This is a genomic window from Brevundimonas sp. UBA6550, from assembly GCF_002434505.1.
Lineage (GTDB): Bacteria > Pseudomonadota > Alphaproteobacteria > Caulobacterales > Caulobacteraceae > Brevundimonas.
In genome coordinates this window covers 355,263-367,562 of sequence record NZ_DJKE01000001.1, presented here as the reverse complement: position 1 = coordinate 367,562, position 12,300 = coordinate 355,263, and the positions used below count along the sequence as shown (strand labels likewise).

Annotated in this window: 9 protein-coding genes; 4 read left to right on the top strand and 5 right to left on the bottom strand. The window is 68.4% G+C overall.

The genetic code is table 11. The features are described 5' to 3' along the window. The 4 genes from lptB to B3Z70_RS01725 all read left to right on the top strand — a co-directional run bounded on the left by lptB (position 1) and on the right by B3Z70_RS01725 (position 3,840). Positions 1–795 carry an LPS export ABC transporter ATP-binding protein gene (lptB, locus tag B3Z70_RS01740; RefSeq protein WP_409410501.1) on the top strand — a complete coding sequence of 265 codons (795 nt, stop codon included), beginning with the start codon at positions 1–3 and terminating at the stop codon, positions 793–795. A gap of 251 nt (positions 796–1,046) precedes the next feature. Next, positions 1,047–2,543 (top strand): RNA polymerase factor sigma-54, encoded by a 1,497-nt coding sequence (gene rpoN, locus B3Z70_RS01735; RefSeq protein ID WP_292019313.1) that lies wholly within the window; start codon positions 1,047–1,049, stop codon positions 2,541–2,543. 64 nt (positions 2,544–2,607) lie between these two features. Further along, entirely contained in the window at positions 2,608–3,297 is a 690-nt protein-coding gene (gene hpf / locus B3Z70_RS01730) for a ribosome hibernation-promoting factor, HPF/YfiA family (RefSeq protein WP_292019311.1), read from the top strand. A gap of 78 nt (positions 3,298–3,375) precedes the next feature. Further along, complete coding sequence (locus tag B3Z70_RS01725; RefSeq protein WP_292019309.1) at positions 3,376–3,840, top strand: PTS sugar transporter subunit IIA; 465 nt, start codon at positions 3,376–3,378, stop codon at positions 3,838–3,840. A 19-nt stretch (positions 3,841–3,859) separates the two neighbouring features. Here the strand turns inward: B3Z70_RS01725 and B3Z70_RS01720 are convergent, their stop codons facing one another. From B3Z70_RS01720 to B3Z70_RS01700, 5 genes are all read right to left on the bottom strand, one after another. Continuing rightward, a complete protein-coding gene (locus B3Z70_RS01720; protein ID WP_292019306.1) occupies positions 3,860–4,111 on the bottom strand; it encodes a DUF1150 domain-containing protein in 252 nt (83 codons plus the stop codon). 63 nt (positions 4,112–4,174) lie between these two features. Beyond that, positions 4,175–4,597, bottom strand: coding sequence for an Hsp20 family protein (locus B3Z70_RS01715; protein WP_292019304.1), 423 nt, complete (start codon positions 4,595–4,597; stop codon positions 4,175–4,177). Positions 4,598–4,724: 127 nt separating this feature from the next. Continuing rightward, entirely contained in the window at positions 4,725–6,029 is a 1,305-nt protein-coding gene (locus B3Z70_RS01710) for an ammonium transporter (RefSeq protein WP_292019303.1), read from the bottom strand. Between the two features lie 34 nt (positions 6,030–6,063). Beyond that, a complete protein-coding gene (gene gltB / locus B3Z70_RS01705; protein WP_292019301.1) occupies positions 6,064–10,587 on the bottom strand; it encodes a glutamate synthase large subunit in 4,524 nt (1,507 codons plus the stop codon). 162 nt (positions 10,588–10,749) lie between these two features. Next, the gene (locus B3Z70_RS01700) at positions 10,750–12,177 is read right to left on the bottom strand and encodes an NAD(P)-dependent oxidoreductase (protein WP_292019299.1); all 1,428 of its coding nucleotides are present in this window, start codon (positions 12,175–12,177) and stop codon (positions 10,750–10,752) included. Positions 12,178–12,300 lie beyond the last annotated feature (123 nt).

Sequence of the window (12,300 nt, the reverse complement as noted above, 5' to 3'; positions counted from 1 at the left end):
TTGGCGCGCAAGGAACTTTCCGCCCTGAACCTGGACGACCGGCCGGCGGCTGTGTGGCCGCCTGTCGTCTCGCCGGCCGAAAAGGGTCTGAGGGTCGTCAATATCGCCCGGTCGTTCGGGGCGCGGCAGGTGGTGCGCGACGTGTCCCTGACGGTGCAGCGGGGCGAGGTCGCAGGGCTGCTGGGGCCGAACGGCGCGGGCAAGACCACCTGTTTCTACATGATCACCGGCCTGATCCCGCCGGATTCGGGCGCGATCTGGCTGGACGGCGAGGACATCACCGGCCAGCCCATGTATCAGCGGGCGCGGATGGGCCTGGGCTATCTGGCGCAGGAAGCCTCGATCTTTCGCGGCATGACGGTCGAGAAGAACGTGCGCGCGGTGGTCGAGCTGAACTACCCCGCCGATCAGATCAAGGCCGAGACCGAGCGGCTGCTGCACGAACTGCACATCGACCATCTGCGCCATGCGGCGGCCACGGCCCTGTCGGGCGGCGAGCGGCGGCGGGTGGAGATCGCGCGCGCCCTGGCCGGGCGGCCGTCCTTCATGCTGCTGGACGAACCCTTCGCCGGCATCGACCCCCTGGCCATCGCCGACATCCGCACCGTGATCCGCTATCTGGCCAGCCAGGGGATCGGGGTGCTGATCACCGACCACAATGTGCGCGAGACCCTGGACATCACCGACCGGGTGTCGATCATCTCCAACGGCGCGGTGCTGTTCGAAGGCACCTCCGACGAGGCGATCCACGACGCCGAGGTGCGCCGGGTGTATCTGGGCGAAAACTACGTTTGATCGATCGCGTCTCCTCCCCACTCGTGGGGAGGGGGACCGCGCGTAGCGTGGTGGAGGGGCTGGTGAAGCCCCACGGGCGTCTGTGATGCGGTCAAGAACCCCTCCGTCACGGCGCTTAAAGGAAGCGCCGCGCCAGCTCCCCATGAAATGGGGAGGAGACGAAAAGCGCGTTCGTCTGACGTTAACGGGTTAGGCGACATTCTGCCCCAGCAAGTTCCGGGCCAGTCTGGCTCTGGCGGCGGGATGCGGACGTGATCGGGCAGAGGTTAGAGGTCAGGCAGGGGCAGGGGCTGGTCATCACGCCCCAGCTGCAGCAGGCGATCAAGCTGCTGCAACTGTCCAACCTGGAACTGGACGATTTCGTCGAGCAGGAGCTGGAGCGCAATCCGCTGCTGCAGCGCGAGGAGCCGGAGGGCGAGACGCCCGAGGCCGTCGAACGCGCCGAGACCGGCGACGGCGAAATGACCTTCGGCGACGGGGTGGGCGAGGGGTCGGTGGCGGCGATGGACGCCGGATCGGACGACGTCTATGGCGACGCCGCGCCGGGCGAACGCACCAGCGACCGGATGACCGACGAGGCCCAGCCGGGGCTGTCGGACTGGTCCAGCGCCGGCAAGGGCGGATCGATCTTCGAGGGCGAGGGTGAACGGCCCGACACCCACGAGCCGACGCTGTGGGAGCATCTTCAGGCCCAGGCGTCGTCGGCGGGGTTCACGGCGGCGGACCATGGCATCGCCCTGACCCTGATCGACGCGACGGACGAGGGCGGCTATCTGCGGGGCGAGCTGGCCGAGTTCGCGGATCGGCTGGGCGTGCCGCTCGAGCGGATCGAGGCGGTGCTGAGCGTCTGTCACGGGTTCGAGCCGACCGGGATCATGGCGCGGTCGGTGCCGGAGTGCCTGAAGCTGCAACTGATCGAACGCAATCGGTTCGACCCGGCCATGGCGGCCCTGCTGGACAATCTGGACCTGTTGGCGCGGCGCGACCTGACGGCGCTGCGCCGGGTCTGCGACGTGGACGGGGAAGACCTGGCCGAGATGATCGCCGAGCTGAAGGCCCTGACGCCGCGTCCCGGCGCGGGCTTCGGCGGCGAGCCGGCCCAGACGGTCGTGCCCGACGTCCATGTGCGACCCGATCCGGCCGGCGGCTGGCGGGTGGAGCTGAACGCCGACACCCTGCCGCGTCTCCTGGTGGACAAGCGCTATCACGGTCTGGTCCAGGCGGGCGCACGCTCCGACACCGAAAAGACTTTCGTCGCCGATTGCGCGGCCCAGGCCAACTGGCTGGTCAAGTCGCTGGATCAGCGGGCCAAGACCATATTGAAGGTGTCGTCCGAGATCGTGCGCCAGCAGGACGCCTTCTTCGCCTTCGGCGTCGAGTTCCTGCGGCCGCTGAATCTGAAGACGGTGGCGGACGCCATCGGCATGCACGAATCGACCGTCAGCCGCGTCACCTCCAACAAATATGTCGCCACGCCGAGGGGCGTGTTCGAGCTGAAATTCTTCTTCACCGCCGCCATCCAGTCGGTGGACGGGGCGTCGTCCCATTCGGCCGAAGCGGTCCGCCATCGGATCAAGACGATGATCGACGGCGAGGGTCTGGAGGGCGACGTTTTGTCCGACGACCGGATCGTCGAAATCCTGAAGGAGACCGGCATCGACATCGCCCGTCGAACGGTGGCCAAGTATCGGGAAGCCTTGAGGATTCCATCCTCCGTACAACGTCGGCGGATGCTGAAGACCGCCTGATAAGCTTCACCACAAAACGGTGATCCCGATTGACACCAAATCGGGTCGGGCGCGTTCTATCGGCATGCAAGTCCAAGTCAGCGGCAAGCAAGTGGATGTCGGCGAAGCGTTAGGCTCGCGCATCTCCCAGGAACTCGAAGACGGGGTCGGAAAATACTTCGCCCGAGGCGGCGACGACGCCGAGGTCGTGGTGTCCAAGGACGGCCATGGCTTCAAAGTGGACTGTTGGGTCCGCCTGGCGTCTGGACAGACGCTGGTGACGACCGGGTTCGGCGGCGACGCCCATTCGGCCTTCACCGAGGCGCTGGATCGTCTCGAAACGCGGGTGCGTCGCTACAAGCGTCGCCTGAAGGATCACCACATCGGGCCCAAGGGCCTGTCGCCCGAGAAGACCGAGAACGCCGCCCGCGAAGTCGCCCGCAGCATCGTGCTGAGGGATCCCGACAGCGTGGAGGACGATGTCTTCGGCGACGCGAACGAGAACGACGGCCCGCCGCCGCTCGGCATGGTCATCGCCGAGACCGAACACGAAATCCGCACCATCACGGTCGGGCGCGCGGTGCTGGAGCTGGACATGACCGGCTATCCGGTGGTGCTGTTCCGCAATGCGGCCCACGGCGGGCTGGCTGTCGTCTATCGTCGGCCGGACGGCAATGTCGGCTGGATCGACCCGGAACGGACCGCGGCGGCCAATGGCAAGCACGCAAACGGCGGTCAGGCCAACGAGGCCAAGACCGACGCCGCCGTGAACTGAACGGCTTAGTTTGACTTCGGCGCGGGAGGCTCTAAACGGGCGCCCGCGCCGTTCGTATGCGTAATCGAGGGTTGTCTGATGGACATCGGTGATTTGCTCGCGCCCAAGGGCGTCGTGCTGCGCGGGGGGGCGTCGTCCAAACGCCAGGCCCTGCACGCCCTGTCCGAGGCCGCCTCGCACGCCCTGGGCATTGACGACGCCAAGGTGTTCGACGCCCTGATGGAGCGCGAGGCGCTGGGCTCGACCGGCCTGGGGTCGGGGGTGGCGGTGCCGCATGCGCGGCTGGCCGAGATCGACAAGGTGACGGCGGTGTTCGTGCGGCTGGATACGCCGGTCGCCTATGATGCGGTGGACGACCGGCCGGTGGATCTGATCTTCGGCCTGTTCGCGCCGCCCAAGGCGGGGGCCGAGCATCTGCGCGCGCTGGCGGCCGTGTCGCGCGCCCTGCGTTCGCCCGAACTGCGCGAGCAGCTGCGTCAGGCGCACACGACCGACGCGGTCCGCGCGCTGTTCGTCAAGGACAAGGCGGCGACCGCCGCCTGACGGGGGGCGCCCGGCCCGGTCAGTGGACCGAAACGGGCTCCAGCTCATGCGCCACGGCGGCGGCGAAGGCGGTGTCGCGGTCGATCATGACCGCCAGACGCTCGCCGTCCGCGCTGTGGACGGCGTAGAGCATCTGGCCGGGATCGATATCCACGTCCTTGATCTGAACCGCCTCGTCCAGCAGGTCGGAGGCCTTGATCTCGCGCACATAGACGAGGTCGGGGGCGCCCAGGCCGGCGAAATCTTCCTTGGTCATAGTCATCGGCGTCATTAGGACCGCCTCCTTCGGTTTGACAACGCCCGGATCGCCGGGCGGTTCGAACAGCCGCGCCTTTCAGCCGGCCGTGATGGGAATGCGACGCACCTGACGCTCGGCTTCGGGCCGGATCAGGTCGACATGCAGAAGGCCGTGCTCCAACCGGGCGCCGGACACCTCCAGCCCGTCGGCCAGGACGAAGCTGCGCACGAAGCCGCGCGCGGCGATGCCCCGGTGCAGAAACGCCTGTTCGCCCCGGCCTGCGTCGTCGCGCTTGCCGGCGATGGTCAACTGGCGGCCTTCCAGGGTGATGGCCAGCTCCTCGGGCGAAAAGCCGGCGACGGCCAGGCTGATCCGCACGCCCGCATCGCCGATCTGCTCGACATTGTAGGGCGGATAGCTCTCGGCAGCGGCCTTGGCGGCGCGGTCGATCAGGGCGCGTGTGTGGTCGAAGCCCAAGAGGAACGGGCTGTCGAACAGGATGGTGCGCGTCGTCGTCATCTGGGGTCCTTGAAGAAAGCGACCGACGAAGGCGTCTCCCGCAATCGGCAAGACGCTCCGTCACAGATGAAGATGGGGGTTGGCGGGGGCGGGATCAACCGGCTCCGCCCTGTCCGCTGTGGGGCGGTCAGTGGATGGCTTCGCCGTGCTGGGTGTAGTCCAGCCCCTCGACCTCCTGGTCCTTGGTGACGCGCAGGCCGGTGGTGAACTTGCAGATCATCAGGACGACGAAGGTGCCGGTCGCGCTCCAGGCGATGACGCCGGCCAGGCCGACGGCCTGTTTCCACACCGTGGCGCCGTCGGACAGGGCGTTGACGGTGGTGGTGGCGAACAGGCCGGTCAGCAGGGCGCCGACGACCCCGCCGACGCCGTGCACGCCGAAGGCGTCCAGGCTGTCGTCGTATTTCAGCGCTTGCTTCAGCCAGACCGCGCCCGCATAGCAGGCGGGGCCGCCGATCAGGCCGATGAAGAAGGCGCCCTTGGGATCGACGAAGCCGGCGGCGGGTGTGATGGCGACCAGCCCGCCGACGATCCCCGACAACAGGCCCAGCAGGGTCGGGCGCTTGCGGTCGAACCATTCGATGGTCATCCAGCCCAGGGCGGCGCTGCCTGCGGCCAGGATGGTGTTGAAGGCGGCGGTGGCCGCCAGCGCATCCGCCGCGCCGGCCGATCCCGCGTTGAAGCCCAGCCAGCCGACCAGCAACAGGCCCGTGCCGATGGCGCTATAGACCAGGTTGGCGGGGGCCATGTTGTCGCGCCCGAAGCCGTGGCGCGGTCCCAGCACCAGGGCGCAGACCAGGCCGGCGACCCCTGCATTGACATGGACCACCGCCCCGCCCGCGAAATCCAGAACCCCCAGTCCGCCCAGCCAGCCGCCGCCCCAGACCTGGTGACAGATCGGCGCATAGACGATCAGGTGCCAAAGGGCGAAGAACAGCAGGCTGGCCGAGAATTTCATCCGCTCGGCGAAGGCGCCGGCGATCAGGGCCGGGGTGATGATGGCGAAGGTCATCTGGAAGGCGACGAACAGCAGTTCGGGCAGGCCAGGCAGCAGGCTGTGGGCCGTCCGGGCCGTCACCCCGTTCAGAAAGGCTGCCTGAACCCCGCCGATGAAGCCGTTGATCGGCTCCGGTCCCTTGCCGAACGACAGGCTGTAGCCGACCAGGAACCACAGCACCGAGACGATGGCGAAGGCCGCCGCCGACTGGGCGACCACGCTGATGATGTTCTTCTTCCTGACCATGCCGCCGTAGAACAGCGCCAGGCCCGGCAGGGTCATCAACAGGACCAGGGCCGTTGAGGTCAGGATCCAGGCGGTCGCCGCGCTGTCGATGACCAGCGGCGTCTGGTGCGCCAGCAAGGCCGGGGCCGCAAAGGCGGGCGACGCCGCCCCCGCTGCAAGAGTGGCGGCGAAGGCGGCGTAGCGTTTCATCTGTTCGTCTCGGGGGGAGAGGAGGGCGTGGAGGTCAGGCGCTGGTCTTCAGCCGTTCGGTCTTGGCGACGATGTGCGTCAGCGGAACGATGCGGACGAACCTTTGCAGGCTGTTGTCCCAGTCGCCCAGCAGGCGTCGGGCCAGGGGCGAGCCGGTCGCCGCCAGATGGGCCTCGATCAGGTCGCGCAGCCGTTCGGCCGCCGCCGCGTCGATGTCGGTCACGCCCGCCAGATCGCCGTTCAGGGCGCGCTCGGCATGGCCGGGCTGGTCCAGCACGAACAGTTCGCCGCCGCTCATGCCCGCCGCCAGGTTCCAGCCGACCGGACCCAGAACGACCACGCGGCCGCCGGTCATATATTCGCAGCCATGCGCGCCCAGCCCCTCGACCACGGCCTCGGCGCCGGAGTTCCTGACCGCGAACCGCTCGCCCGCCGCACCGGCGACGAACAGCCGGCCCGAGGTCGCGCCATACAGGGTGGTGTTGCCGCAGATCAGCTGATCCTCGCGCCATTCGGGGGTGCGGACCGAAATCTCGGCGCCCGACAGACCCTTGCCGACATAGTCGTTGGCCTCGCCCGTCAGATGCAGTTCCAGACCCTTGGCGGCGAAGGCGCCGAAGCTCTGGCCCGCGATGCCTTCCAGACGCAGCTTCAGACGACCGGCCGGACCTTGCGCGCCAAAGCGGCGCACGATGGCCGAGGACACGGCGGCGCCGACCGTGCGCTGGGTGTTGTTCAGCGGATAGGACAGTTCCAGCGTCTGGCCGCGATCCAGGAAGCGCACGGCGTCCTTCAGCACGCGCGCGTCCAGGCTTTCGGCGATGGGCTTTCTCGCGGCCTTGTCGGCCCATTTGCCGGCCGCGCCTTCGTCCACCTGAACCAGCAGGGGGTTCAGGTCCAGGTCGTCCAGATGCGAGCCGCCGCGACGCACCTGACGCAACAGGTCGGTGCGGCCGATGATCTCGTCCATCGTCCGGGCGCCGATGGAGGCCAGGATTTCGCGCGTCTCCTCGGCGATGAAGGTGAACAGATTGACCACCTTGTCCGGGGTGCCGGTGAACTTCTCGCGCAGGCGGTCGTCCTGAGAGCAGACGCCGACCGGGCAGGTGTTCGAATGGCACTGGCGCACCATCAGACAGCCCATGGCGATCAGGGCGGCGGTGCCGACGCCGTATTCCTCGGCGCCCAGCATGGCGGCGATGACGACATCGCGGCCCGTGCGGACTCCACCGTCGGTCCTCAGCGTGACCGAGCCGCGCAGATTGTTCAGCGTCAGCACCTGATGGGCCTCGGCCAGGCCGATCTCCCATGGCAGGCCCGCGTGCTTGATCGAGGTCTGGGGCGAGGCGCCAGTGCCGCCATTGTGGCCGGCGATCAGGATGGCGTCGGCGTTGGCCTTGGCCACCCCGGAGGCGATGGCGCCGATGCCCGAGGCGGACACCAGTTTCACCGTCACCCGCGCATCGGGGTTGATGGCCTTCAGGTCGTAGATGAGCTGGGCCAGGTCCTCGATCGAATAGATGTCGTGGTGCGGCGGCGGCGAAATCAGGGTCGTGCCGGGCACGGCGTGGCGCATCCGGGCGATGAACTCGGTGACCTTGAAGCCGGGCAGCTGGCCGCCCTCGCCGGGCTTGGCGCCCTGGGCCACCTTGATCTCGATTTCGCGGCACTGGTTCAGATATTCGGCGGTGACGCCGAACCGACCCGAGGCCACCTGTTTCACCGCCGAGTTGGCGTCGTCGCCGTTCGGACGCGGGTGATAGCGTTCGGGATCCTCGCCGCCCTCGCCGGACACCGAGCGGGCGCCGATGCGGTTCATGGCGATGTTCAGCGTCTCGTGCGCCTCGGGGCCAAGCGCGCCCAGCGACATGGCCTGGGTCAGGAAGCGGCGGCGGATGTCCGACACGCTCTCCACCTGGTCCAGCGGGATGGCCGTGCCTTCGCGGAAGTCCAGGAGATCGCGCAGGGACAGGTCGGCCTGGGCGTGGACGACCTCGGAGAACTGCTTGAAGCGGCGGTAGTCGCCCCGGTTGCAGGCGTCCTGAAGCAGGTGGATGGTCCTGGCCTCGTGGGCGTGGGCCTCGCCGCCTGCGCGGATCTTGAAGAAGCCGCCGATGGCGGGCGACGGGACGGCCTCGCCCCAGGCCACCTTGTGCCGCTTCATGGCCGCCTGCTCCAGACCGGCCAGGCCGATGCCGGAGATGCGCGACGGGGCGCCAGGGAAGAACTCGGCCGTAAGCGCCCGCGACAGGCCCAGCACCTCGAACTCGCACCCGCCGCGATAAGCGGAGATGACGCTGATGCCCTTGCGGGCCAGGGTCTTGAGCAGGCCCGCCTCGATCCCGGCCTTGTAGTTCAGGCAGGCGTCGCGCAGCGTCAGGCCGGGATACAGGCCCCGGTCCAGACGCTCCTGGAACAGGTCCTGGGCCAGCCAGGCGTTGACAGTGGTGGCCCCGACCCCCACCAGGACGGCGAACCCGTGCGGGTCCAGCGTCTCGGCCGTGCGGACCACGATGGAGCAATAGGTGCGCAGGCCCGCCTTGGTCAGGCGGCCGTGAACCCCGGCGGTGGCCAGGATCATCGGGGCGGCCAGACGGTCCGCCGAACCGGCCTGATCGGTCAGCACGATCAGGGCCGCGCCGTCGCGGGCGGCGGCCTCGGCCTCGTCCATGATCCGGTCCAGCGCCGCGCGCAGGGCGGCGCCAGCCTTGTAGGTTTTTTGGGCGTCGTCGGACGGGACGTCATAGCTGCAGTCGATGACCACGGTCGAACCGGCGCCGACCGTCTCGATCATCCGCTCGTACATGCCGTTGGTCAGGACCGGGCTGTCCAGCACGAAGACGTCGGTCTGGGCCTCCTCCTCGGCCAGGATGTTGCCCAGGTTCTTGAACCGGGTCTTCAGGCTCATGGCGCCCGCTTCGCGCAGCGGGTCGATGGGCGGGTTGGTGACCTGGCTGAAGTTCTGGCGGAAATAGTGGCTCAGCGGGCGCGGCAGGGCCGACAGCACGGCGGGCGGGGCGTCGTCGCCCATGGAGCCGACCGCCTCCTTGCCGTCGCGCACCAGGGCGTCCAGCAGCAGGTCCAGGTCCTCGCGGCTGTAGCCGGCGGCGATCTGACGGCGGGTCAGGGCCTCGCCCGAGACGGAGCGCGGCTCGGGTCCCGGGCCGATGATCGGCTCCAGATCGACCATATTGTCCAGCCACGCCTCATAGGGGTGGGCGGCCGACAGGGCGTCGATGGCCTCATGCTCGTCATAGACGCGGCCATGCTTCAGATCGACGGCGATCAGCTTGCCGGGGCCGATGTGCAGGCGGCGCTTCACCCGGCTTTCGGGGATGGGCACCAGACCGGCTTCGGACCCCGCCATCAGCAGGCCGTCGACGGTCTCGACGGCGCGCAGGGGGCGCAGGCCGTTCCGGTCCTTGCCCGCCACGATCCAGCGGCCGTCGGCGGCGCAGATGGCGGCCGGGCCGTCCCACGGCTCCATCACCGCATTGCAATAGGCGTAGAAGGCCCGGTGTTCGGCGGGCATGACCACGTCGTCCTTGGCCCAGGCCTCTGGGATCAGCAGCGCCTTGGCCATGGGCGCGGGGCGACCGGCGTGGACCAGCACCTCCATGACATTGTCGAGCGCCGCCGAGTCCGACCCGCCCGGCTGGACCACAGGCTTGACCTCGCGGTCGCGGTCGCCGAAGGCGCTGGCCGCCATGCGGATCTCGTGCGACTTCATCCAGTTCAGATTGCCCTTCAGCGTGTTGATCTCGCCGTTGTGGGCCATCATGCGGAAGGGCTGGGCCAGCTTCCATTCCGGGAAGGTGTTGGTCGAATAGCGTTGGTGGAAGACGGCGTAGGCCGAGACGAAGCGCGGGTCCTCCAGATCGGGATACAGATCGCCCAGCAGTTCGGCGCGGACCATGCCCTTGTAGGCGATGGAGCGGGCGGACAGGGTGCAGATATAGACGCCCGCCAGGTTCTCGGTCTTGACCGTCTTCTCGATGCGGCGGCGGCACAGATACAGTTCGCGCTCCAGCGCCTCGCCGTCCAGCGGCTGTCCGGCGTCGTCCAGCGCCGGGGCCAGCATGATCTGTTCGATCTCGGGCCGGGTCGCCCCGGCCTTGGTCCCCACGACCGACAGGTCGATGGGCGTCTGGCGCCAGCCATAGATCCAGAAACCGCCGCGCAGGGCCTCGGTCTCGACGATGGCGCGGGCGCGGTCCTGGGCGCCCAGGTCGGTGCGCGGCAGGAAGACCTGACCCACGCAGATCGGGCCGGGACGCAGGGACTGGCCGATGGAGGCCACCTGTTCGGCGAAGAAGGCCTGCGGCAGTTCGGCCATGATGCCCGCGCCGTCGCCCGACAGGCCGTCGGGATCGACCGCGCCCCGGTGGGCCACGGCCTTCAGGCTGCGGATCGCATATTCGACCACGTCGCGGCGCGGCGTGCCGTCGATGGAGCAGACCAGGCCCACGCCGCAGGCGTCGCGCTCGGAGGCGCGGTCATAGGCGTTGCCGGCTTCCAGCCGGTCGCGGGTTTCTTCGTACTTATCAAGCCAGGTCATAAGCTTACCCAACCCCTCCGCTCATCCCCGCGAAAGCGGGGACCCAGTGCTGTCGTAAAGCACAGGCGTCAGGGATAAAAATCGTTGATCCGATCGCTCCGTCAGAGCGCCCAAAGAACTGGGTCCCCGCTTTCGCGGGGATGAGCGGAAGTTTGAGGAAGGTCATGCCGCGACCTCCTCGGTGCGGGTCTTGAAGTAGCGGTCGATCTCGGCGGCGGCGTCCTGGCCTTCGCGCACGGCCCAGACCACCAGCGATGCGCCGCGCACCGCGTCGCCGGCGGCGAAGACGCCGGGCAGGCTGGTGGCGAAGCTGACGGCGCCGACCTTGATCGTGCCGTCGTCGCGCAGGCGAAGGTCGGGTTCGTGCGCCGCGAACGGCTCGGGCGAGAAGCCCAGGGCCTCGATGACGATATCGGCGGGAATGTCGAAGTCGGCGCCCGGCACCGGCACGATGTCGCGGCGCTCGCCGGGGGCGGCTTCGGTCAGCTGCATCCGCGCGGCGCGGACGCCGGTCACGGCGTCGCCTTGAGACAGCAGGGCCTTGGGCGCGCCCAGCCATTCGAAGACGACGCCTTCCTCCTCGGCGTTCTGAACCTCGCGGGCGGAACCCGGCATATTCTCGCGGTCGCGACGATAGAGGCAGGTGACGCTGGCCGCGCCCTGACGGATGGCGGTGCGGACGCAGTCCATGGCGGTGTCGCCGCCGCCGATCACGACCACGCGCTTGCCGCTGGCCTCGTACCAGCCCGCCTGTTCGGCGTCGCCCAGATCGCGACGGTTCTGATGGGTCAGATAGGACAGGGCCTCGACCGTCGAATCTGGCCCACGGCCCGGCGCCGACAGGATGCGGGGCTGATAGACGCCCATGGCCAGCAACACCACGTCATGACGCTCGCGCAACTCGGTCAGGGTCACGTCCTTGCCGATCTCGCAGCCCAGCACGAACCGGACCCCGCCCTCGGCCAGGCGGTCCACGCGGCGCTGGACCACGTGCTTCTCCAGCTTGAAGCCGGGGATGCCATAGATCAGCAGGCCGCCCGCGCGGTCGTGCCGGTCATAGACTGTGACCTGATAGCCTTCCGAACGCAGACGGTCGGCGGCGGCCAGGCCCGCCGGCCCCGCCCCGACGATGCCCACGGTCTCGCCGCGTTCGGCGGCGGGTCGGATCGGCTCGACCCAGCCCTTCTCCCACGCCTGATCGCCCAGCCAGGCCTCGACCGAGCCGATGGTCACCGCGTCCCAGCCGGACTGGTTCAATGTGCACGACCCCTCGCACAGCCGGTCCTGCGGGCAGATGCGGCCGCAGATTTCGGGCATGGTCGAGGTCTGGGACGACACGCGCCAGGCCTCGCGGGCCTCGTTCTCGGCCGACAGACGCAGCCAGTCGGGGATGTTGTTCTGAAGCGGGCAGGCGTTCTGGCAGAAGGGCACGCCGCAGTCGGTGCAGCGCGACGCCTGTTTTTCCGCCGTCTCGGTCGAAGGCGGAATCGTAATCTCGCCGAAACCGCGCGCGCGCAGTTCGGCCGAGGCCTTGGACAGGCGGCGGGGTTCGACGACGAAAGTCCCGCCTTGCTTCAGGGTCTTATGCATGTCTCGCATATGCCGCAAAGCCAGCCGTATAGGCAAATATTATTGCCGTGAGCGGGTAATGGACCGAAAGAAAGAAAAAATCGTCCAATATCGGACTTTAAGTCGTCAAATGATGCCGAAAAA